Raw genomic sequence first — 21,516 nt, 5'->3', positions numbered from 1 at the left:
GTAGGAACGGGGTCCGTCAGATGTTCCGACGGATCCGTTCAGCTTTGCTGGACGATTTTTTCGTGCGGGTGCTGGTAGAAGCGTTCCTCGAGGTGCGACAGCTGGTGGTTCAGGCGGTCGCGCTTCGTCTCAAGGTAGTGCTGGTTCTCCAGGCGCGAGGGAATCTGGGACGGCACCATCGAGGCAACAGTGATCCCGTACCGTTCCAGGTGCTCACGCTTGACCGGATTGTTGCTCAGCAGGCGGATCCGGGTGATACCCAGCTCGGTGAGGATCCCGGCCGCCGCCTGGTAGTCGCGCGCATCAACCGGAAGTCCGAGCTGCTCGTTCGCTTCAACCGTGTCCGCACCGTTTTCCTGCAGGGCATAGGCGCGCAGCTTGTTGGCAAGGCCGATTCCGCGGCCCTCCTGCCCCCTCAGGTAGACCACCGTCCCGCCCTGCTCCTGGACAAGCCCAAGCGCCTGCTCAAGCTGTTCGCCGCAGTCGCAACGGAAGGAGGCGAAAACGTCCCCGGTAAGGCACTCGGAATGCAGGCGCACCAACGGGTCGGTACCGTCGTCGGCGCCGGGGCCGGGTGCTGACATCGTAAGGTGCTCCACTCCAGTCACCGGGTCCACCCATGCCTGCGCCGAGAAGGTGCCGAACGCCGTCGGAATGGTTACTACCGGCCCCCCGGACACTGTGCTCATTCGATGCCTCCGAATTCTCCGGAGTCGTCGGTGCCCAGATAGGCAACAAGGTCCTCGATCGACACCAGCGGCGCGGAATGCAGCGTAGCGAATTCCCGCAGGGCAGGCAGGCGCATCATCTCGCCGTCGTCATGGGTCAGCTCCGCGATGACAGCGGCGGGCTGCACGCCGGCCAGCCGGCACAGGTCGATCGACGCCTCGGTGTGTCCGCGCCGTGCGCGCACGCCGCCCTCGACAGCCCGCAGCGGGAACATGTGTCCCGGGCGTGTGAGGTCCGACGCCGCTGTGGAGTGCGCGGCCAGCAGGCGCGCCGTCAGCGCCCGGTCCGCTGCGCTGATGCCCGTACTGACGCCGACGGCCGCGTCGCACGAGACCGTGTAGGCGGTCTGCTTTGAGTCCTGGTTATCAACGACCATCGGCGGCAGTTCCAACCGGTCTGCGATCTCGCCGGTGACCGGAACGCACAGCACGCCCGAGGTGTAGCGGATGGTCCACGCCATGAGCTCGGTGGTGGAGAACTGCGCGGCGAAGATGATGTCGCCCTCATTCTCCCGGTCGGCATCATCGACGACGACGACGGGCCGGCCGGCGGCGATGGCCGCCACCGCGTCCTCGATAGGGTCCAAAGCGATCTCGAAGACCCGCCCGGGGTTCGCCTCACTCACGCTTCCAGGAGCGTTCGCATTGGCCTGTGCCGGGATCATGCGCGCTCTCCGTTCCCGGAAAAGGAAAGCAGCCGCTCGGCGTACTTGGCCAGGACATCCATCTCGAGGTTCACGGGGTCACCGATCTTCTTCTCCCCCAGGCCGGTCTCGCTCAGGGTCGTGGGGATGAGGCCGACTTCGAACCAGGGCTCGGCAGCACCGGGTTCGCTCACGGCGGTGACCGTCAGTGACACCCCGTCGACCGCAATGGAACCCTTCTCGGCGGCGTACCTGTCCAGGGGAACCGGAACGCTGAAGCGCAGGCGCTCCCAGGCGCCCTGGTCCTCGCGCTCAAGGAGGGTGCCGACGCCGTCGACATGCCCTTGCACGACGTGCCCGTCGAGGCGGCCGGTTGCAGGAACGCAGCGCTCCAGGTTCACGCGGTCCCCCTCGCCCAGGCTGCCGATCGTGGTGCGCGCGAGGGTCTCCCCCATCACATCGACGCTGACGTGTCCCTGCCGGATCTGGGTTGCGGTGAGGCAGACACCGTTGACTGCGATCGATCCACCAAGCTCGAGGTCGGCGGCGGAATCACCGGCATCGAACTCGAGCACGGCGCTTTCGCCGTCCGGGGTGGGCTTGAGGGAAGTAACCCTGCCCTGTCCGGAGACAATTCCTGTGAACACTCATCGGCCTTTCACTGTGGCCGCCGGCGGCGGCGTGATGGGTTTGAAGTGGAGCCGGACATCGTCGCCCAGCTGTGCAACGGCGTCGGCGCCGTCAGGATCGAGACGCCACACGTGCGCGTCCGTCAGGGTTGCGACGCCCAGCCGCTGGAAGGCCGGGATACCAGAGCCAAGCAGCATCGGAGCGATATAGCTGAAGAGCTCGTCGGCGAGGTCCGCCATGAGGAACACGCCGATGAGCTGCGGTCCACCCTCCACGAGGACGTGGCGGACCCCCCGCCCGTACAGCTCGCCGAGAGCGGCCACGGGGTCCTGGGTGCGTAGATGCACAAAGCCGTCACCCCGGATCGCGGCTTCCTCGGGCACGTCCCGCAGGCCCATGACGGCGCGCAGCGGCTGGCGCTCCGCGTCGGAGCCGTCGAGTACCCGGGCGGTAAGACGGGGATCGTCCGCGAGTACCGTTCCTGTACCGACGAGCACTGCGTCAACACGTGAACGGATGGTGTGCCCGTCAGCGCGGGCATGCGGGCCGGTGATCCATTGGCTTGAGCCGTCTGCCGCAGCGGACTGCGCGTCGAGGCTGTGCGCGACTTTCACGGTGACAAAGGGGCGGCGTTCCTGCATGGCCTGGATCCAGCGCCGGTTCAGCTCCTCCGCGGGACCGGCCAGCAGACCGCCGGCGACGTCGACACCCCGCTCGGCGAGCCAGGCGGCGCCGCCCGCGGCTTCAGGATTCGGGTCCGAGGCGGCGTGCACAACGCGACGAATTCCTGCTGCCGCGACCGCCGCGGCGCACGGTCCCGTCCGCCCGGTGTGATTGCACGGTTCGAGTGTCACCACCATGGTGCATCCGGCAGGATCTGCTCCCTGCCGAGCCGCATTCTTGAGAGCCGCTACCTCTGCGTGGTCGGTTCCTGCGCCGTGATGCGCTCCGGAGGCGACCATAGCGCCGTCGCTGTTCAGAATGACCGCACCCACCAGCGGATTCGCACCGCGCACGCCCGTGCCGGCCAGCTGAAGCGCATGCTCCATGGCGGCCATCTCCGCTGCCGTGAAGTGCGGCTGGGGCGCGGTCATGCCTGGCTCCGATCGAGCCTGCCGTCGAGATTCATGTCGTTCCCTACATATAGCGCGGTGGCTCCAGGGTTAACGACGGTAGCCGGCATCAGCCGGCCACGAGCGGCGCGCCACCTGAAGGGCAGCGCCGGCCGCACGTGCTTCTCCCATCCAGACTGTAACTGTCGGTGCCGGAATTTCACCGGCTCAACCACCCTCCTGGAAACCAGTCGGGCGGGTCGCGGACTATAACCGCCGGTTCGGACTTTCACCGACCCCGGAGCACGTTGTACGTGGACATTCTTTCACAACTTTTGAATTCGGATGTCCGTGCTGGGGAACGGCTGACGGGGCACCGGCTGACGGACTGGCCGGGCTGGCCTGGGAGGCCGGCCAGCCCGGGCACGCCGGTCAGCCCGCGCCGGCTGCTTCCTTGGGCTTGGCGTCCACGCCGGCTTCCTTGCGCTGCTGGGCAGTAATGGGTGCCGGCGCCGCGGTGAGAGGGTCGTAACCGCCGCCCGACTTCGGGAATGCGATGACGTCGCGGATCGATTCGGTTCCGGCGAGCAGTGCAACCACGCGGTCCCATCCGAAGGCGATTCCACCGTGCGGGGGCGCGCCGTACTTGAAGCCCTCAAGGAGGAAGCCGAACTTCTCCTGCGCGTCCTCGGCGCTCAGGCCCATGACCGCGAAGACGCGTTCCTGCACGTCGCGCCGGTGGATACGGATGGATCCGCCGCCGATCTCGTTTCCGTTGCAGACGATGTCGTAGGCGTAGGCCAGCGCGCTGCCCGGGTCGGTGTCGAAGGAGTCCATGAACTCGGGTTTGGGCGACGTGAACGCGTGGTGCACAGCCGTCCACGCGCCGGAACCCACGGCCACGTCGCCCGCTGCGACAGCGTCGGACGCCGGTTCGAACATTGGTGCGTCAACAACCCAGACGAACGCCCAGGCGTTGGGATCGATCAGTCCGGTACGGTGTCCGATCTCGACGCGTGCAGCGCCCAGGAGCGCGCGCGACGGCGACTTCTCGCCTGCCGCGAAGAAGATGCAGTCGCCGGGGTTGGCGCCGACGGCCGCGGCGAGGCCTTCCCGCTCGGCGTCGGTCAGGTTCTTGGCAACGGGCCCGCGGTGGCTGCCGTCGTCGTCAATCAGGACGTACGCAAGGCCCTTCGCGCCACGCTGCTTGGCCCACTCCTGCCAGGCGTCAAGCTGGCGGCGCGGCTGGGCGGCACCGCCGGGCATGACGACGGCGCCGACATAGCCGGCGGCAATGCCGGCCTTGAACACGCCGAACTCGGTGTCCTTGAAGTACTCGGTCAGGTCGGTGAGCTCCAGGCCGAACCGCAGGTCCGGCTTGTCCGAGCCGTAGCGGTGCATCGCGTCCGCGTAGGTCATCCGCTGGATCGGTGTGGGGATCTCAACGTCGATGAGCTTCCAGAGCGCCTTCACGATGGCCTCGCCGAGAGCAATGATGTCGTCCTGCTCCACGAAGCTTGCCTCGATGTCCAGTTGGGTGAACTCGGGCTGGCGGTCGGCGCGGAAGTCCTCATCCCGGTAGCAGCGCGCGATCTGGTAGTACTTCTCGAAACCGCCCACCTGGAGAAGCTGCTTGAACAGCTGGGGCGACTGCGGCAGCGCGTACCAGGAGCCGGGAGCGAGGCGCGCGGGCACCAGGAAGTCACGGGCTCCTTCCGGGGTGGAGCGCGTGAGAGTGGGAGTCTCAATCTCGACGAAGCCGTCCTTGTGGAGGAGCTCCCGGGCCACACGGTTCGCTTCGGAGCGAAGGCGAAGGTTGGCGTTCGGTGCAGGACGCCGCAGGTCGAGGTAACGGTGCTTCAGGCGTGCTTCCTCGCCCACCTCAACGTGCTCATCGACCTGGAACGGAAGCGGATCAGCGGTGTTGAGGATGGTGACCTTCTCGGCCATGACTTCCACTTCACCGGTGGCCAGCGCCGGGTTCTCGTTCCCCTCAGGTCGCTTCTCGACGGTGCCGACGATCTGCAGTACGTACTCGTTGCGGAGGCCTGCGAAAACCTCCTCCTCGCGCACAACCACCTGCGCCACACCGGATGCGTCGCGAAGATCGAGGAATGCGACGCCACCGTGATCCCGACGGCGGGCCACCCATCCGGCGAGAGTAACGGTCTGTCCAATGTGCCCGGTCCGCAGGGAACCAAGGTCATGTGTGCGCAGCACAGCATTCCTTCCGGTGTGGTTAGATTTCGAAGAGTAGGAACTCAATGATCGAGTTTACCGCCGGATACGGGGCAGTTCCGGCCACTGGTCCGCCGCACAATTCCAGGATGGGAACCCGCGAATGCCGCAGGCGCTGAAACGACAACTTGGCGGGTTCGACGCCACCACCGTCGGCATCGGTTCCATGATCGGCGCCGGTGTCTTCGTCGTCTTCGCACCGGCCGCAGCTGCCGCCGGTCCCCTGCTGCCGATCGCCGTCGTCCTGGCAGCCATCGTCGCGTATGCCAATGCCGCAGCCTCGGCGCAGCTTGCCGCCATCCATCCGGTCAGCGGCGGCACCTATATCTACGGACGCAGGCAGCTGGGCGAGTGGCCCGGCTTCCTGGCCGGATGGTGCTTCCTCACGGGCAAGCTCGCCTCCTGCGCCGCGATGGCCCTGACCTTCGGCCTGTATGCCGCGCCTGAAGTGGCCAAGCCGGCGGGAGTCGCCGCCGTCGTCGCACTGACCGTCGTGAACCTGCTCGGAGTGACGCGGACCGCGCTGATGACCCGGATCATCGTCTCGCTGGTGGTTCCCGTGCTGGGCTTCGTAGTGGTCGCCGCCTTCGCCCAACCGGGCGAAGGCGGCACGACGCCGGACTCCCCCGGCACGGGTGTGTTCCAGGCGGCGGCCCTGATGTTCTTCGCCTTCGCCGGATACGCACGCATCGCCACAATGGGTGAGGAGGTGCGTGAACCGGCGCGGAACATCCCCCGCGCCATCTTCGGCGCCCTGGGCTTCACGCTCGCCCTGTACCTGTTTCTGGCCTTTGGGCTGCTGCACGCGGTGGGAGCTGAACGGCTCGCCGCTTCAACAGCGCCCCTGGCGGAGGTCTTCGCAAACGGGAACTTCGCTGCGGGAGAAGCCGTCCCCCTGCTCGCAGTCGCCATCGCGGCGGCGCTGGCAAGCCTCGGCGCGCTGCTTGCCCTGATCAGCGGCATCGCCCGTACTTCCCTGGCGATGGCCCGGGAAGGTGACCTGCCACGGATCTTCAGCTTGGTCTCACGCCGGCGCGCCACTCCGTTCGTCTCAGAACTGGCGATCGCCGCCGTCGTCATCACACTGCTGCTGACAACTGACGTACTCACCGTCGTGGGATTCTCCAGCTTCGGCGTTCTGCTGTACTACGCGGTGACCAACCTCTCGGCACTGACGCTTTCGTCCCGGCCGTGGTACGCGCCCCGCGCGCTCAACATGCTCGGGCTGGCAGGGTGCCTGCTGCTCGCCTTCACCCTGCCCGTTCAGTCTGTGGTGACCATGCTGGTAATTCTCGCCGTCGGCCTGCTGGGCCGCGCCGCCGTGGTGCTGGCACGACGACGGCGCGGTTGAAGTCATTCGCGGAGGCTGCTTCAGCCCTTCGGCAGGACTGCAGGCCACAGGTCCTCGGCCGGGGGGTCCACGACAGCGGATCGGCCGCAACCTGCTCGCCCGATCGGATGTCCTTTACCTCGTGCGTGCCGTCCTCGGCGGTGAACCACACGAAAGGAATGCCGCGGCGGTCAGCGAACTTGATCTGCTTGCCGAACTTCTCTGCGGAAGCCGCAACCTCCACCGGAATTCCCCGCTCCCGCAGGCTTGCCGCCACATCCTGGGCGGCTGACCACGAGTCGTCATTCGCCAGGGTGACGAGTACCGCCGTCGGCACCTGCCGGGAAGCGGACGCGAACTCCTGGCTGAGGATCCTGGTCACCAGTCGGGTGACGCCGATGGAAAGTCCGACGCCGGGGAACGTCCGGTTGCCCTTGCTCGCCAGGGCGTCGTAGCGGCCGCCGGAGCAGATGGAGCCGAGTGACTCATGACCGACCAGCACGGTCTCGTAGACGGTGCCGGTGTAATAGTCGAGGCCACGGGCGATGCTGAGATCCGCGATCACCCGACCAGGCGCGCGCTTGGATGCCTCCCCGATCACCTGTTCCAGTTCGGCGAGGCCCTCATCCAGCAGCTCGTCCTGAACTCCGAAGGCGCGGACCTGCTCAACGAAGGAGGTGTCCTCGGTACGGATGGCCGCGAGGTTGAGCGCCGCTTCCGCTTGCTCGTCGGTCGCGCCCAGCTCACTCTTCAGCAGCGCGGCAACCTTTTCCCGCCCGATCTTCTCCAGCTTGTCGATGCTGCGCAGGACTCCCGGGGTGTCGGTCAGTCCGATTCCCCTGTAGAAGCCTTCGGCGAGCTTGCGGTTGTTGATACGCAGCTGGAAGTCGGGAATGGGCAGGGCACCCAGGGCCTCTGCGATTACCAGGGCAAGCTCGACGTCGTAGCGGAAGGGCAGGGCGCCGTCGCCCACCACATCGATGTCGGCCTGGGTGAACTCGCGCGCCCTTCCCTCCTGCGGGCGCTCGCCCCGCCACACCTTCTGAATCTGGTAGCGCCGGAAGGGGAAGGCAAGATGCCCGGCGTTCTCCACCACGTAGCGGGCAAAGGGAACAGTCAGGTCGAAGTGCAGCGCCAGGGCATCCTCACCGGCCGCGGCCGAGGGCTCGTCCTCCTGTAGTCGTGATACCGCGTAGACCTCTTTGTCGATCTCGCCCTTCCGAAGAAGCTGTGCCACCGTCTCGACTGCCCTGGTCTCGACGCTGGAGAACCCGTGCAGCTCGAAGGTCCGCCTCAGGGTATCCAGGATGTGCAGCTCCACGAGGCGCTCTGACGGGAGCCATTCGGGAAATCCGGACAATGAGGACTTACGTGCCATGCGGCAACTCTCCTTGGGGACGAGGATGCGGGTTCCCCAACCGAGCGGTCCGGGATCAGCGGTGAAGCACGGCAGCTGTCGGTGACTGTGCCTACACTGTCTGCGGCATTCATTTTAGGGGTTCGCTCCGGGGCAGGCTAACCGGCCCGGAGCGTTCCCGCCGAACCCGGGAGGATACGTGGCCGCCGACCGACGCGGACGCGAGATGCGCCGTCAGCTGAGCCAGATCGAAGCGAAACGGGCGCTGGGCCGGTCGCAGCAACAGCGCCGGCGGAGGGACAACCGTCTGGCTGCGCTGGCCGCGGCGGTGGTTTTGGTGCTGGCAGTCGCCCTGCAGGTTTTCTGGTTCAGCTCCAACCCGACGCCTGCGGAGATGGCCGCGCTCGAGGAAGCAGCCGGCGACGCCGAAGCAGCAAGCGCTGAGCCAACGGGAAACGGTCCGAACATCCCCGATCCGTCAACCGCTGAGGGCCGTGTCTTCACCGGAACCCTCGCAACGAGCGCCGGCGAGATTGGGGTGAAGCTCGACGGGAACGTTGCGCCACAGGCTGTTGCGGTCTTCTCCTCGCTTGCGGAGGACGGCTTCTTCGCCGGGAAGAACTGCCACCGGTTGACCACGGCCCCCACCATGGGCGTCCTGCAGTGCGGCTCGGTCAATGGCGACGGTGCCGGCGATCCCAGCTATCTTTGGGGGCCCGTCGAAAACAGTCCGCAGGATGGCTCCTACCCTGCAGGAAGTATCGCTGTTGCCCGTGGATCGGAAACGGACACCAACGGCACGCAGTTCTTCATCGTCTACAAAGACTCGCAAATTCCGCAGAACACCGGTGGATACACCATCATGGGATCGGTGACGTCGGGCCTGGACGTTGTCCAGGAGATCGCCGAGGGCGGTGTCGAGGGCGGCGGGCAGGACGGGCCCCCGGCAACGCCTGTGACGATAGACTCGTTAACCCTGCAGTAATCAGCCAAGCGATAAGTAAGACGGCAGCCCGGCCATCCAACCAGCGAAAGAGTTTTAGCGGTGACAAACAGTCAGAAATCCGACGAAACCCCCGTAACAGAATCCACCGAAGGACAGCCAGAGCCCGCAGAAAGCGCTGCAGCCTCTACGCCGGAGGAGACGCCGGAACAGACAGCCGATTCAGCGGCCGAACCTGCGCAGCAGCCTTCGCCGATCCCAGGCCCGAAGGGTGCAAGCCCCCGGCCAACCCCGGCAGCCCTGGGGCCCCGGCCCAACGGTGCAGCCGCCCCGAGCGTCGTCGCCACTCCCCCGATCCACACCACGCCGCTGTCCGAGGCTGAGAAGTTTGCCCGCGTGGAGGACGACGGCCATGTCTTCCTGATCGTGGACGGCGAGGAATTCGCCGTCGGACAGTACCCCGACGCATCCCGGGAGGAAGCGCTCGCCTACTTCGTGCGCAAGTACGACGAGGTCGCCGGGCAGGTAACGCTCCTGGAGCAGCGCGTGCATGCGAAAGCCCCCACCACCGATATGCGCAAGACCGCTTCCCACCTTCGTGAGCAGATTGCGGAGCGGAAGATGGTTGGTGACGTCCGGGCGCTTGAGGCCCGGCTGGATGCACTGACCTCGCTCGTCACCGAACTCGAAGCCGCTGAGAAGGCAGAGCAGGACGCCGCACGTGCGCGCGAACTGCAGGCGCGGGAGGCGATCGTTGCTGAAGCTGAGGAAATCGCCGGGCGTGATCCCTCCACCGTGCAGTGGAAGGCCAGCAGCAACCGCATGAACGAATTGTTCGAACAGTGGAAGGCTGCGCAGAAGTCCGGGCTGAGGCTCGGTCGCGGTACCGAGGACGCACTCTGGAAGCGGTTCCGTTCCGCCCGCACCGTGTTCGACCGGCACCGCCGCGCATACTTTTCCCAGCTGGACAATGACAACGCTGAAGCGAAGCGCGCAAAGGAAGAGCTGATCCGTCGTGCTGAGGAGCTTTCATCCTCCACGAACTGGGGGCCTACAGCAGCGGAGTACCGCCGCCTGATGGACGAGTGGAAAGCGTCCAAGCGTGCAAGCCGCAAGGACGACGACGCCCTGTGGTCGAGGTTTCGGGCCGCACAGGACACCTTCTTCGCCGCCCGCAAGGCTGCCAACGAAGCCATTGACGAGGAGTACGGCGCCAATCTCGCTGTGAAGGAAGCGCTGCTGGCCGAGGCTCGGCAGTTGTTGCCGGTCAAGGATGCCGGGGCGGCCCGCAAGGCGCTTCAGTCGATCCGTGACCGCTGGGAAGACGCAGGCAAGGTGCCGCGGGCCGACATGGGGCGGATCGAAGCCCGCCTGCGCGAGGTCGAGGATGCTGTGAAGGCCGCTGAAGACGAGCACTGGCAGCGCACCAACCCTGAAACCAAAGCGCGGACGAATAGCGCGCTGAGCCAGCTTGAGAGCACCATCGCCTCGCTCGAAGAGGACCTCGCAGCCGCTGAGAAGGACGGTGACGCCCGTCGCATCACGGCAGCGCGCGAGGCGCTGGACGCCCGCCGCCAGTGGCTGGACATGTTGCAGCGGTCGGCGCAGGACTTCTCCTAGAGTTCTGCAAGAGAGAGTCTGCAAGAGAGAGTCTGCAGGAGAGAAAGTCCCGGCCGAACCGTTATCCACAACGGTCCGGCCGGGACTTTCTCTTTGGTCCCAGGACGGGAAAGCTTGATTCATGCCACTACCGCCAGGAACCGCAACAGGGCTGAGGCCGGGTCAACGAAACCTTTCCATCAACTCCACCGGCGGCGTGCTTTTTCACGGCGGAAACCTATTCACCCATGCCGAACTACAGGCGATGCGTATGGACGGACTGATGACGCATGTGTGTGGCAAGTCCTACGTGCGTACTGACCAACCGGCGACACCGGCCATCCGGGCGCAGTCGGCCATCAACTCGGTACCCCGCTCGCTGCACCGACGCGTCGCGCTGGCTCGCCAGAGCGCGGCCTGGGTCTACGGGTGCGCCCCGGCTCCGGCACTCGTCAGTCTGGTCACCGATCACCGCCGCCGAACCACGGCTCTTCCGGCTTTCAGCGACGCGGTAATGCATCAGGTCACCCTTGGCCCCTGCGATTTGCGGTCAATCGGCGGGGTGGAGGTAACGTCGCCGCTGCGGACAGCACTGGACATCGCAATTCACGGCCAGGACCCATGGGCGGTGGTCGCCCTGCAGAACATCGCAGCTTCGCCGGAGCTGCGATGTCCGCTGCACCTCGTGGTCCTCTCGCTTGAGAGCTCCTCGCGTATCCCCGGAAAGTCGCGAGCTCTTGGCCGGCTGCGGGAAGCGCTACGGGGCGTTAGCTAGATTCGGCGGTTTGCGCCCGTGGTGCGGTAGACGTCGAAGACACCGTCGATGCGGCGCACCGCGTTGAGGATGTGGTTCAGGTACTTGGGATCGCCCATCTCGAAGGCGAACCGGGACATCGCCACCCGGTCAGTGGAAGTGTTCACGCTGGCCGCCAGGATATTGACGTGGTTTTCCGACAAAACCCTGGTGACGTCGGAGAGCAGGCTCTTGCGGTCCAGTGCTTCCACCTGGATCTCGACCAGGAACACGCTGGACTGCGTGGGCGCCCATTCCACATCCACCATCCGGTCGGGCTGGTCCCGCAATTCCACGACGTTGCGGCAATCGTGCCGGTGCACCGAGACACCTGAGCCTCGAGTTACAAAGCCGACGATGGGATCCGGCGGCACAGGGGTACAGCACCGTGCAAGCTTCACCCAAACGTCGCCCACCCCTCGCACCGTCACGCCCGAGTCCGAGAACTTGGGGCGGCGGGGCTGGGTGGAGACCGTGGCCTCGGCGATGTCATCCTCGGCCCCTGCATGGCCCCCCATCAGGGTGATCAGGTGCTCGATGACATTCTGTGCTGAGGTGTGTCCATCGCCCACGGCAGCGTACAGCGCGGAGATGTCGGCGTGCCGAAGTTCCTGGGCAACCGCGGTCAGTGCCTCGTGGGTCATCAGGCGCTGCAGGGGCAGATTCTGCTTGCGCATGGTGCGCGTCAGCTGGTCCTTGCCCTTTTCAATGGCCTCTTCGCGGCGTTCCTTGGTGAACCATTGCCGGATCTTGTTGCGCGCACGCGGGCTCTTGACGAACCCCTGCCAGTCCTGGCTGGGACCGGCGCCCTCCGCCTTGGAGGTGAATATCTCAACCCGGTCGCCATGGTTCAGTTCACTGTTGAGTGGAACCAGTTTCCCGTTGACGCGCGCGCCGATGGTGCGGTGGCCCACCTCGGTATGGACGGCATAGGCAAAATCGACGGGCGTGGACCCCGCGGGCAGGGCCATGACCTCGCCCTTGGGGGTGAAGACGAACACTTCCTGGGCGTTGATCTCGAAGCGAAGGGAATCGAGGAACTCGTCCGGGTCGGATGTCTCCTGCTGCCAGTCCACCAGGCTCCGGAGCCAGCCCATGTCACTGTTGTCGGGCGCGCCTCCTGACCGGACACCGGCGGAATTCTTGTACTTCCAGTGGGCTGCCACACCGTATTCAGCCCGCCGATGCATGTCGTGGGTACGGATCTGGATCTCCACCGGCCGGCCGCCCGGTCCGATCACCGTGGTGTGCAGCGACTGGTACATGTTGAACTTCGGCATGGCGATGTAGTCCTTGAACCTGCCGGGAAGCGGGTTCCACCGCGCATGCAACTGGCCGAGGGTTGCGTAGCAGTCACGCACGCTGTCCACCAGGACCCGCACGCCCATGAGGTCGTGGATGTCGTCGAAGTCCTTCCCACGAACGATCATCTTCTGATAGATCGAGTAGTAGTGCTTCGGCCGGCCGGTGATCGTGGCCTTGATTTTCACCGACCGCAGGTCTTCGTCGATCTGCCCGCGCACCAGGTTGAGGTGCTTCTCCCTTTCGGGCGTGCGGTCCCCGACCATCCGCACGATCTCCTCGTAGACCTTGGGATGCAGGGCGGCGAAGGACAGATCCTCAAGCTCCCACTTGATCGTGTTCATACCCAGGCGATGGGCAAGCGGGGCGAAGATCTCGAGGGTTTCGCGCGCCTTGCGGGCTGAGGATTCCGGGGAGACAAAGCGCCAGGTACGGGCATTGTGCAGCCGGTCCGCAAGCTTGATCACGAGCACCCGGATGTCCTTGGCCATTGCCACGACCATCTTCCGCACAGTCTCTGCCTGTGCGGCGTCACCGAAGGAAACCTTGTCCAGCTTGGTGACGCCGTCCACGAGCATGGCCACTTCCTGGCCGAAGTCCCGGCGGATGTCCTCCAACGTGCAAGTGGTGTCTTCAACGGTGTCGTGCAGGAGCGCGGCCGCAAGCGTAGTGCCGGTCATTCCGAGTTCGGCGAGAATGGTGGCGACCGCTACAGGGTGGGTGATGTACGGGTCGCCGCTCTTGCGCTTCTGCCCGGCATGACTGCGCTCGGCCACCTCATAGGCCCGCTTGATGAACTCCAGGTCTTCTTTGGGGTTGTTGGCCCGCACGGTGCGCAACAGTGGTTCGAGGATGGGCGAATAGCCCGAGGTTGTACCGCGTCCTGCCAGTCGGGCCAGACGCGCCCGGGTGCGCTCGCGCCGGCCGGGCGCGCTGCTGGGCTGGTCGGGTCCGGACAACGACGGCGACGAGCCCGGCCTCACAGTGGCAGGCGCGGCTGCCCTGGCCGTTTGCACGCGCGACTCCATGCCGGCTCCGGTTTGACCGGTGCCGGACGGGCGTCCTGAACCATTGGCTTCAGCCACCCATAACCCCTCTTCTGTTGCAGCTACTACCTACCCCACCGGGTTTGGTTAAGGGCTACAACATCCCACACTCCAGGTTGACTCTCCAAGTTTATCTGCCGCGGGCCCGCGCTGCGGCCCTTTCCCCCGACCGCGTAACGGACGGCACCTATTGAACAACCGATGAAATGTCAGCGGCCCGGCACCAAGGGTGCCGGGCCGCTGATGTGCTGAATTCAGGTACCGGTCGGACTTCGTGTGGCGACCGCTTACGCCCGAACCGTACCTTCGGCTTCCTTGGCCTCGAGCGACCGCCGCTGCAGCACGCGCTTTTCCTGCTTCCGGATCTCGGGTTCCTTCATGCGAAGCATCGCGTACATCGGAGCCGCAATGAAGACCGTAGTTACGGTGCCGATGATGATGCCCACGAAGAGCGCCAGGGAGAGGTCGCGCAGTGTGCCGGCACCGAGCAGCATCGCACCGATGAACAGAATCGCCGCGACGGGCAGGACAGCGACCACGGAGGTGTTGATCGAACGGACCAGCGTCTGGTTCACGGCAAGGTTCACCTGTTCAGCGAACGTGCGCTTCGTGGACACGTCCTGGTCCGCGGTGTTCTCCCGGATCTTGTCGAAGACCACCACAGTGTCGTAAAGGGAGTAGCTGAGGATAGTCAGGAAACCGATGATGGCCGACGGCGTCACCTCGAAGTCCACCAGGGAGTAGATTCCAGCGGAGGTGATCATGACAACCACGAGCGCGGTCATTGCCGCGACGGACATCTTCCAGGTCCTGAAGTAGATCGCCATCAGGAGCGCTGCAAGAACTACGAACACAATCAGGCCGATGACGGCCTGCCGGCTCACGTCCTCGCCCCAGGTGGGTCCGACGAAGTTGGAGGTGACTTCCTCCTCGGTGACCCCGTAGGCGCCGATCAGGGCATCGCGAACGGCCAGCGTCTCATCGTCACTGAGCCGTTCGGTCTGCACGCGCACGGTTTCCGGCGCTATGTTCGTCACGCGGGGAACGGCCTCGGGCACTATCCCGGTCACAGCCTGCTCGCCGGCCGAGATACTCGTGTCCTGCACGTTGGAGACCGTGAACTCGGATCCGCCCCGGAAGTCGATACCAAGGTTGAACCCACCCTTGATGACGGGGATCAGCAGGGACAGCAATACTGCGGCCCCGGCGATGATGAACCACAGGTTGCGCTTTCCCACGAAGGGGTAGGACCGCTTGCCGGAGTAGAGCTCATTGCCGAATTCGGCGAAACTGAAGCGGCTCATCGCTTGTCCCCTTCCTCGGGTCCGTGTCCGCGTGCGGAGACGGTTTCCTGCTGTCCGTCACCCGCAGGTGCCCCATTGCTTTTCTGCTCGACCTTCTGCTGGGCCGCCTTCTCCTGGGCAGCCTTCTGCTCAGCCAGGCGCCGTTCGGCGATCGTCATCCGCCGTTCAGCCTCTCCCGCTGCAGCCTTGTTGCGCCCGCGCAGTTCTACTGCCGGTCGTTCAACCGGCTTGTGCCGCACACGACCGGCGCCGCGGTACAGGGGCAGCGCACCGAGCCTGGTCGGGTCCAGGCCGGACCAGCGGTGGCCCTCGCCGAAGAAACGCGTCATCGCGAGCAGGCGCATGGTCGGGTGGGTGAACAGGAACACCACAATGAGGTCGGCGATGGCTGTCAGACCGAGCGTGAAGGCGAATCCACGCACGTTTCCGACCGCCACGAAGTAGAGCACGACGGCGGCCAGGAGGTTCATTGCCTTGGACGCCAGAACCGTACGCTTGGCCCTGCGCCAGCCGTTCTCGACGGCGGATACCAGGCCGCGTCCGTCTCGGAGCTCATCACGGATGCGTTCGAAGTAGACGATGAACGAGTCGGCTGTCTGGCCGATGGCCACGATGAGACCGGCCACACCTGCCAGCGACAGGCGGTAGTTTTCCGTCCACCCCAGGATGCAGATGGCCAGGTAGGTCAAGCCGCCTGCCACGACGAGTGATGCAATGGTCACAAGCCCAAGCATCCGGTACTGGAACAGGGAATAGACGGCAACAAGCACAAGTCCGATGACGCCGGCGATCAGGCCCAATCGAAGCTGGTCGGCGCCGAGCGTTGCCGAGATCTGCTGTTCACTCTGGATCTCGAAGCTGATCGGCAGCGCACCGTACTTCAGCTGCTCGGAGAGCGCGGCTGCGGACTCTTCAGTAAAGCTGCCGCTGATCTGCGGGCGCCCGTCTGGGATCACCGCGTTGGTGGTCGGGGCAGACACGATGACGCCGTCGAGCACAATGGCGAACTGGTTCCGGGGATCTCCGGCTCCGATGGCGAACAGACGCTCGGTTACGGCGCGGAACGTCTCGGTTGCCTCATCGTTGAAGTCGATGTTGACAACCCACTCATTCAGCGACTGGCCCTGGGCGCTGCGTGCCATGCCATAGTCGGCCGACTCGATCTCGGTCCCACGCACCTCGACGGGGCCCAGGATGTACTTCCCCTGGGTATCGGGCTCGCACGCAATCGTCGGTTGGTCGCCCGCCGCGGGCTCGACCGCGGGCTCCAGCGCTTCCGGGCTGGTGCAGTCGGTTGCCTCAAACTCCTGCAGGAGCTCGGCGGTGATCCAGTTGGGGTCGCTCGCGTCGGTGGGCTCAGCGCTCGGGGTGGGCAACTGGTCTTCCGGGGTGGGAGTCTGCGCTGCCGGAGCCTGTCCCGGTCCGCCGAAAAGGACCGGACGGAACTCCATCTGCGCGGAGGCCTGGATGAGCTCCCGGGTTTCCGGTTCGGGGATGCCGGGAAGAGCGACGATGACATTCTGTCCCGATTGGGTACTGATCTCCGCTTCGGCGACGCCGCTGCCGTCGACGCGCTGGCGGATAATCTCAACCGCCTGGTCCAGCTGTTCGGGGGTGATCTCGCCTGTGCTGCTGCCCTGCACCTCAGGGGCAAGGATCATCTGGGTGCCGCCCTCGAGGTCGAGGGCGAGCTTTGGGGTCCAGCTGGCGTTGCTCCAGAGCGAGCCGCCGCCAAGCAGCAGCGCGAGGAGTGCAAAGACTACGCCAAGCCAAACGAGAGTCCGTTTGGCCGCCGAGCCCGGGCCGGTTCGTGCCATGGTAGGTGAATCCTTCAGGTGTTGGATCGTCGGAACGAAGCCGCCGACAGGCAGCGGCTGTCGGTTTACTGGTCCTTGTCGTTACGCTCGCGGTCGTTGCGGTCGCGTTCCCGAGCGTTCTCGCGGTTGAGCCGCTCCACGGTTTCCTCGGGGGTCTCCTGGTGTACGGGTCGCTCAGTGTCAGCATCCGCGGGATGGGTCAGTGAGGATGCGTCATCGGGAACAATTCCAGGCTCCTCCGCGGCCGGCTCGGGAGTGACCACCTTGCTGAGCGTCTGCGAGTGCACCGTGGCGGTCACGCCCGGTGAGATCTCGATGAGGGCCTTGTTGTTGTCCTCATCGAGGGAGACGATCGTGCCGAAAAGGCCGAAGTTGGTCATCACCTCGGTGCCGGGAACCATCTGCGTCCGCTGCTCAGCAACTTCCTGCTTCATCTTCCGCTGCTTCCGGAACATCGTGAAGATGAGGAAGATGAGGGCGAGCGGGAGAAGCAGGCTGAAAATATCGAAACCCCCGCCTGCCGGCTGGGTGGACTGGGCAACTACGTTTGCGAGCACAGAGAAGATCCGTTCCTAAGTTGGTCAGCGCGGCCGGAATACATGTATGTACATCCGACGCCGGGTCCGCGGCCAAGGCGCGATTCGCCGGGTAACTCCCTCTACCGTATTGGTTGGGGGCCGAATCCACGACAACAATCGCGCGGTGTGCCGCGCGTCATATCAGTTTACGGGCATTCCGGCCCGAACAAGCACTAGCGCTTGTTCCTGCTCCACTCCGTCTCGTCACCGAGTTCCCCGTCGTGCTCTTCCTGGTACACCGAAAACAGGTCCTCGGGCATCGCGGCCGCGACGGTCGGCGGCATCATCAGTCCCAGATGCTCCCACGCAGCAGCTGTCGCAATCCGTCCGCGCGGGGTACGGCCGAGCATGCCTTCGCGGACCAGGTAGGGTTCGGCAACAGTCTCGACGGTTTCAGGTTCCTCGCCGACAGCTATAGCGAGGGTAGACAAACCGACAGGTCCTCCATTGAACTTGGTCACCAGCGCGGTCAGCACGGCGCGGTCCAGCCGGTCAAGGCCCTTTGCGTCAACCTCGTACATGTCCAGCGCCGCACCGGCACTGCCGGCATCGATGACGTCGACGGCGTGAACCAGTGCCCAGTCGCGAACCCGCCGCAGAAGACGGTTGGCGATACGGGGTGTTCCCCTGGATCGGCCGGCAATCTCCGCAAATGCCGCCGAGTTGACCCGCATGTCCATCATCATGGCCGAACGGCGCAGCACCAGTTCGAGCTCCTCGGTGGAGTAGAACTCCAGATGCCCGGTGAAGCCGAACCGGTCGCGCAGCGGTCCCGGCAGGAGCCCGGCCCGTGTTGTTGCCCCGACAAGGGTGAACGGCGGGAGGTCCAACGGAATGGCGGTGGCTCCGGGCCCTTTGCCCACCACGATGTCTACCCGGAAGTCCTCCATGGCCATGTAGAGCATCTCTTCGGCCGGCCGGGACATTCGGTGGATTTCATCGAGGAACAGCACCTCGCCGTCCGTCAGTGAGGACAGGATCGCGGCAAGGTCCCCCGCGTGCTGGATCGCCGGGCCGGAGCTGATACGCAGCGGCGCGTTCATCTCGGCGGCAATGATCATTGCAAGAGTGGTCTTGCCCAGTCCGGGCGGACCGGACAGCAGGACGTGGTCCGCGCTGCGCCCCCTCAGGCGCGATGCTTCCAGCACCAGGGACAGCTGCCGTCGCACACGAGCCTGTCCCACAAAATCGTCAAGGTTCTTCGGCCTGAGCGCCGCTTCGACTGCGCGATCCTCAGGATCCACCGCGGGAGAGACCAGCGGCTGTTCGTTGTCCGCCGCCATCAGCCCACCGACGTCCGGGCAGAGCTGCGGGCGCCGTCCTGGCCGAGCCTGCGCAGGGTGAGCTTGAGGATTGATCCGACGTCACCGGAGGCTGCGGTCTCCGGTGATTCCTTGATCGCCGCGTCGATGGCCGCACCCGCGTCCTTCTCCGACCAGCCCAGGCCCATCATCGCGGCAAGAACTTGACCCTGCCACGCATTCCCGGGCGTAGCCGGAGAGCCGGATTCCAGCGGAACCAGCTTGTCGGCGAGCTCAAGAACAATGCGTCGGGCTCCCTTCGGGCCGATACCAGGCACCTTGCTGAAGGCCTTGTCGTCACCCGATGACGCCGCTATCCGGATGGCTTCCGGGGTGTGTACCGCAAGAACAGCAAGCGCTAGCCGCGGCCCCACTCCGCTCACGCCCAGCAGGGTCTCGAAAACCTCGCGCTCCTCGGGCCCCGCGAAGCCGAACAGCGTCATTGAATCCTCACGGACGATCAGCGCGGTGGATACAGTGGCCTGCGCGCCAACATGCAGGCCGGAAAGTGTCTGCGGCGTGGCCTGGACCTGCATGCCGAACCCGTTGACATCGATGACGGCGGAATGAAGGCCCACGTGGCTGACGGTTCCGGTCAGAGAGCTGATCATGCGCTGGTGCTCCAAGGTAAGGCTTGACGATGCAAGAAGTGGGTGCGGGAAGTCGTGTGAATATCACCGAACATATCTACGAATGAGCCTACGGCACCGTCCCACAAAAGATGAGCGCCACACCGGCCGCCGGTGAATCCGGAGATTTAGCGCCGCCGTCGTGCTTTTGCTTCCGCTTCCGCCCACAACCGCTGCGCGGGGGTCTGCCCCGAACCGCCCTGCGCGCGGGCCGTGGCGGAAGCTCCGGTCCGCCAGGCATGCGTGATCGCCAGGGCAAGCGCGTCTGCAGCGTCCGCAGGAGTGGGCGCGGTTGTCAGCCGAAGGATCTTGGTGACCATCTTGGTGACTGCGGCCTTGTCCGACTGCCCGTTTCCGGTGACCGCAGCCTTGACCTCAGTGGGCGTGTGCAGCGCGACCGGTATGCCGCGTCGCGCGGCTGCAGCGATGACGACGCCGGACGCCTGTGCGGTGCCCATCACGGTGCTCACGTTCAGCTGGCTGAAAACGCGTTCGACGGCGAGGACCGCCGGTGAGTGGGAATCCAGCCAGGATTCAACGGACTCCGCGATCATGAGCAGCCTGCGGTCCAGGCTGACGTCGGCGGGTGTACCTACTACGCCGACGGAAACGAGGGTAGCGCGCCGGTTCGGCTCCACGTCGACCACCGCGAGGCCGCAGCGCGTCAGTCCCGGATCCACGCCCATGACCCTGAGAGTCACGGCGCGGATCCGGGGAAGGCCGAACTAATCGTCGCTCTCCAGCTGGGCGAGTACGTCATCGCTGAGATCAGCGTTCGAGTACACGTTCTGGACGTCGTCAAGGTCCTCGAGAGCATCGACGAGCTTGAGGAACTTCCGTGCAGCGTCGGCATCCAACTCCACCTGCATGGAGGGAACGAACTCGACCTCGTCGGTCTCGTACTCGATCCCGGCATCCTCGAGACCGGCGACGACGGCGCGCAGGTCGGTGGGCTCGGAGTGAACGTCGAAGCTGTCACCGGATTCCTTGACCTCCTCGGCCCCCGCGTCGAGGACCGCCATGAGGACATCGTCCTCGCTCAGGTCCTTCTTCGGCAGCGACACGACGCCCTTGCGCGAGAAAAGGTAGGCAACGGACCCGGGATCGGCCACGGTACCGCCGTTGCGGGTGATGGCAACGCGCACCTCTGATGCGGCGCGGTTCTTGTTGTCGGTCAGGCACTCGATGAGCAAAGCCGAACCCTGGGGACCGCGTGCTTCGTAGATGATCTCGGAGTAGTCAATGACCTCACCGGTGAGGCCGGCGCCGCGCTTGATCGCACGGTCGATGTTGTCATTCGGGACCGAGGTTTTCTTGGCCTTCTGGACGGCAAGTTCCAGCGCGGGGTTACCTGAGAGATCTGCCCCTCCTGCGCGGGCAGCAACTTCGATGTTCTTGATCAGCTTGGCGAAGGACTTGGCGCGCTTGGCATCAATGACCGCCTTCTTGTGTTTGGTGGTAGCCCATTTAGAGTGCCCCGACATGCTCTGCCCTTCTCTTTGCGATCATGGATAGGAAAAGCTCGTGAACGCGGTGCTCGCCTGTGACTTCCGGATGGAAGCTCGTGGCCAGCAGGTTTCCTGAGCGAACTGCAACAATTCTAGCGACCGGCCGTGCATCGGCCTGCCCGACGCCGTGCTCGGCGGGGGGTGTCTCCGGCGCATCCACCTGCGCGAGGACCTGCACGGACTCTCCGACCTTCTCCACCCAGGGAGCGCGGATGAAGACCGCATGAACAGGATCCGGGCTGCCGGGAAGCTCTGCGAACGCGAGATCGGTCTCGAAGGATTCACGCTGCCGGCCGAAAGCGTTCCTGCGCACCACGATGTCCAGCCCGCCGATCGTCTGTTGAGGGCTGCCCGACAGGTCGAGGGAAGGATCGGCGATGGTGTCGGCGAGCATGATCATTCCCGCACAGGAACCGTAGACAGGAAAGCCGTCCCGGACTCGTTCACGCAGCGGTTCGGCAAGGTCGAAAGCGCGGGTCAGCTTGTCCATCGTGGTGGACTCGCCCCCGGGAATGATCAGTCCTTCGATGTCTGCCAACTCTGAAGGGCGGCGGACTGCCGTTGCTGATCCGCCCAGGGATTCAATCACCCTCATGTGTTCGCGGACGTCACCCTGCACTGCCAGGACGCCTACGCGCAGCGGGTTGTCCGCAGATGTATTTGTGGAAGTCACCGAACTATTCTAGTTTGGCCGTGCGCAGCGCCCGAATTCGAAGA

Annotated in this window: 19 protein-coding genes and 1 riboswitch; of the genes, 4 read left to right on the top strand and 15 right to left on the bottom strand. The window is 65.2% G+C overall.

Going from position 1 to position 21,516, the window contains the following annotated elements; genetic code table 11:
• Nucleotides 1-38: 38 nt before the first annotated feature.
• The 5 genes from ribA to aspS form a co-directional block, all read right to left on the bottom strand.
• On the bottom strand, nucleotides 39-689 hold the full coding sequence (gene ribA, locus GC088_RS07165) for a GTP cyclohydrolase II (RefSeq protein ID WP_323961706.1): 651 nt from the start codon (nucleotides 687-689) through the stop codon (nucleotides 39-41).
• Nucleotides 686-1,354 (bottom strand): 3,4-dihydroxy-2-butanone-4-phosphate synthase, encoded by a 669-nt coding sequence (gene ribB / locus GC088_RS07160; RefSeq protein ID WP_323961704.1) that lies wholly within the window; start codon nucleotides 1,352-1,354, stop codon nucleotides 686-688. Before ribB ends, ribA begins: the two co-directional genes overlap by 4 nt.
• Before the next feature lie 35 nt (nucleotides 1,355-1,389).
• On the bottom strand, nucleotides 1,390-2,019 hold the full coding sequence (locus GC088_RS07155; protein WP_323961702.1) for a riboflavin synthase: 630 nt from the start codon (nucleotides 2,017-2,019) through the stop codon (nucleotides 1,390-1,392).
• A complete protein-coding gene (gene ribD, locus GC088_RS07150; protein WP_323961701.1) occupies nucleotides 2,020-3,096 on the bottom strand; it encodes a bifunctional diaminohydroxyphosphoribosylaminopyrimidine deaminase/5-amino-6-(5-phosphoribosylamino)uracil reductase RibD in 1,077 nt (358 codons plus the stop codon).
• A 134-nt stretch (nucleotides 3,097-3,230) separates the two neighbouring features.
• A riboswitch (FMN riboswitch) is annotated at nucleotides 3,231-3,364 on the bottom strand.
• A gap of 122 nt (nucleotides 3,365-3,486) precedes the next feature.
• On the bottom strand, nucleotides 3,487-5,274 hold the full coding sequence (gene aspS, locus GC088_RS07145) for an aspartate--tRNA ligase (protein ID WP_323961700.1): 1,788 nt from the start codon (nucleotides 5,272-5,274) through the stop codon (nucleotides 3,487-3,489).
• Nucleotides 5,275-5,395: 121 nt separating this feature from the next.
• On the opposite strand from aspS, the gene GC088_RS07140 reads away from it, so the two are divergent.
• Entirely contained in the window at nucleotides 5,396-6,643 is a 1,248-nt protein-coding gene (locus tag GC088_RS07140) for an APC family permease (RefSeq protein ID WP_323961698.1), read from the top strand.
• Here GC088_RS07140 and hisS read toward each other — a convergent pair.
• Nucleotides 6,543-8,000 (bottom strand): histidine--tRNA ligase, encoded by a 1,458-nt coding sequence (gene hisS, locus GC088_RS07135; RefSeq protein ID WP_323961696.1) that lies wholly within the window; start codon nucleotides 7,998-8,000, stop codon nucleotides 6,543-6,545. The genes GC088_RS07140 and hisS overlap by 101 nt on opposite strands.
• Before the next feature lie 178 nt (nucleotides 8,001-8,178).
• Between hisS and GC088_RS07130 the strand changes: the two genes are divergently transcribed.
• The 3 genes from GC088_RS07130 to GC088_RS07120 all read left to right on the top strand — a co-directional run bounded on the left by GC088_RS07130 (nucleotide 8,179) and on the right by GC088_RS07120 (nucleotide 11,296).
• Nucleotides 8,179-8,964, top strand: a complete 786-nt coding sequence (locus GC088_RS07130) for a peptidylprolyl isomerase (protein WP_323961695.1) — start codon at nucleotides 8,179-8,181, stop codon at nucleotides 8,962-8,964.
• A gap of 60 nt (nucleotides 8,965-9,024) precedes the next feature.
• On the top strand, nucleotides 9,025-10,542 hold the full coding sequence (locus tag GC088_RS07125) for a DUF349 domain-containing protein (protein WP_323961693.1): 1,518 nt from the start codon (nucleotides 9,025-9,027) through the stop codon (nucleotides 10,540-10,542).
• Between the two features lie 121 nt (nucleotides 10,543-10,663).
• Nucleotides 10,664-11,296 (top strand): hypothetical protein, encoded by a 633-nt coding sequence (locus GC088_RS07120; protein WP_323961691.1) that lies wholly within the window; start codon nucleotides 10,664-10,666, stop codon nucleotides 11,294-11,296.
• On the opposite strand, the gene GC088_RS07115 is transcribed toward GC088_RS07120, so the two are convergent.
• From GC088_RS07115 to pdxT, 9 genes are all read right to left on the bottom strand, one after another.
• Nucleotides 11,293-13,644 carry a RelA/SpoT family protein gene (locus tag GC088_RS07115; RefSeq protein WP_323961985.1) on the bottom strand — a complete coding sequence of 784 codons (2,352 nt, stop codon included), beginning with the start codon at nucleotides 13,642-13,644 and terminating at the stop codon, nucleotides 11,293-11,295. The genes GC088_RS07120 and GC088_RS07115 overlap by 4 nt on opposite strands.
• A gap of 305 nt (nucleotides 13,645-13,949) precedes the next feature.
• The gene (gene secF, locus GC088_RS07110) at nucleotides 13,950-14,966 is read right to left on the bottom strand and encodes a protein translocase subunit SecF (RefSeq protein ID WP_323961689.1); all 1,017 of its coding nucleotides are present in this window, start codon (nucleotides 14,964-14,966) and stop codon (nucleotides 13,950-13,952) included.
• Nucleotides 14,963-16,783 (bottom strand): protein translocase subunit SecD, encoded by a 1,821-nt coding sequence (gene secD / locus GC088_RS07105; protein ID WP_323961688.1) that lies wholly within the window; start codon nucleotides 16,781-16,783, stop codon nucleotides 14,963-14,965. The genes secF and secD overlap by 4 nt, the downstream gene beginning before the upstream one ends.
• Nucleotides 16,784-16,848: 65 nt before the next feature.
• Nucleotides 16,849-17,340 (bottom strand): preprotein translocase subunit YajC, encoded by a 492-nt coding sequence (locus GC088_RS07100; RefSeq protein ID WP_323961687.1) that lies wholly within the window; start codon nucleotides 17,338-17,340, stop codon nucleotides 16,849-16,851.
• 194 nt (nucleotides 17,341-17,534) lie between these two features.
• Nucleotides 17,535-18,644: a Holliday junction branch migration DNA helicase RuvB gene (gene ruvB, locus GC088_RS07095; RefSeq protein WP_323961685.1), complete on the bottom strand. Its 1,110-nt coding sequence runs from the start codon at nucleotides 18,642-18,644 to the stop codon at nucleotides 17,535-17,537.
• The gene (gene ruvA, locus GC088_RS07090; protein WP_323961683.1) at nucleotides 18,644-19,273 is read right to left on the bottom strand and encodes a Holliday junction branch migration protein RuvA; all 630 of its coding nucleotides are present in this window, start codon (nucleotides 19,271-19,273) and stop codon (nucleotides 18,644-18,646) included. Before ruvA ends, ruvB begins: the two co-directional genes overlap by 1 nt.
• A gap of 146 nt (nucleotides 19,274-19,419) precedes the next feature.
• Nucleotides 19,420-19,992: a crossover junction endodeoxyribonuclease RuvC gene (gene ruvC, locus GC088_RS07085; RefSeq protein WP_323961681.1), complete on the bottom strand. Its 573-nt coding sequence runs from the start codon at nucleotides 19,990-19,992 to the stop codon at nucleotides 19,420-19,422.
• Nucleotides 19,993-20,016: 24 nt separating this feature from the next.
• A complete protein-coding gene (locus GC088_RS07080; RefSeq protein ID WP_323961680.1) occupies nucleotides 20,017-20,775 on the bottom strand; it encodes a YebC/PmpR family DNA-binding transcriptional regulator in 759 nt (252 codons plus the stop codon).
• A complete protein-coding gene (gene pdxT, locus GC088_RS07075) occupies nucleotides 20,759-21,394 on the bottom strand; it encodes a pyridoxal 5'-phosphate synthase glutaminase subunit PdxT (RefSeq protein ID WP_416377524.1) in 636 nt (211 codons plus the stop codon). Before pdxT ends, GC088_RS07080 begins: the two co-directional genes overlap by 17 nt.
• Nucleotides 21,395-21,516: the final 122 nt, after the last annotated feature.

Source organism: Arthrobacter sp. JZ12 (genome assembly GCF_035189165.1).
Lineage (GTDB): Bacteria > Actinomycetota > Actinomycetes > Actinomycetales > Micrococcaceae > Arthrobacter_D.
This window is presented reverse-complemented; position numbering and strand designations above follow the sequence as displayed.

Excerpts from the sequence above, each read along its gene's own strand:
- ribA (WP_323961706.1), bottom strand. The coding sequence starts at position 689 with ATGAGCACAGTGTCCGGGGGGCCGGTAGTAACCATTCCGACGGCGTTC.
- ribD (WP_323961701.1), bottom strand. The coding sequence starts at position 3,096 with ATGACCGCGCCCCAGCCGCACTTCACGGCAGCGGAGATGGCCGCCATG.
- GC088_RS07140 (WP_323961698.1), top strand. The coding sequence starts at position 5,396 with ATGCCGCAGGCGCTGAAACGACAACTTGGCGGGTTCGACGCCACCACC.
- hisS (WP_323961696.1), bottom strand. The coding sequence starts at position 8,000 with ATGGCACGTAAGTCCTCATTGTCCGGATTTCCCGAATGGCTCCCGTCA.
- GC088_RS07120 (WP_323961691.1), top strand. The coding sequence starts at position 10,664 with ATGCCACTACCGCCAGGAACCGCAACAGGGCTGAGGCCGGGTCAACGA.
- GC088_RS07115 (WP_323961985.1), bottom strand. The coding sequence starts at position 13,644 with ATGGAGTCGCGCGTGCAAACGGCCAGGGCAGCCGCGCCTGCCACTGTG.
- secF (WP_323961689.1), bottom strand. The coding sequence starts at position 14,966 with ATGAGCCGCTTCAGTTTCGCCGAATTCGGCAATGAGCTCTACTCCGGC.
- secD (WP_323961688.1), bottom strand. The coding sequence starts at position 16,783 with ATGGCACGAACCGGCCCGGGCTCGGCGGCCAAACGGACTCTCGTTTGG.
- ruvB (WP_323961685.1), bottom strand. The coding sequence starts at position 18,644 with ATGGCGGCGGACAACGAACAGCCGCTGGTCTCTCCCGCGGTGGATCCT.
- ruvA (WP_323961683.1), bottom strand. The coding sequence starts at position 19,273 with ATGATCAGCTCTCTGACCGGAACCGTCAGCCACGTGGGCCTTCATTCC.
- GC088_RS07080 (WP_323961680.1), bottom strand. The coding sequence starts at position 20,775 with ATGTCGGGGCACTCTAAATGGGCTACCACCAAACACAAGAAGGCGGTC.
- pdxT (WP_416377524.1), bottom strand. The coding sequence starts at position 21,394 with ATGAGGGTGATTGAATCCCTGGGCGGATCAGCAACGGCAGTCCGCCGC.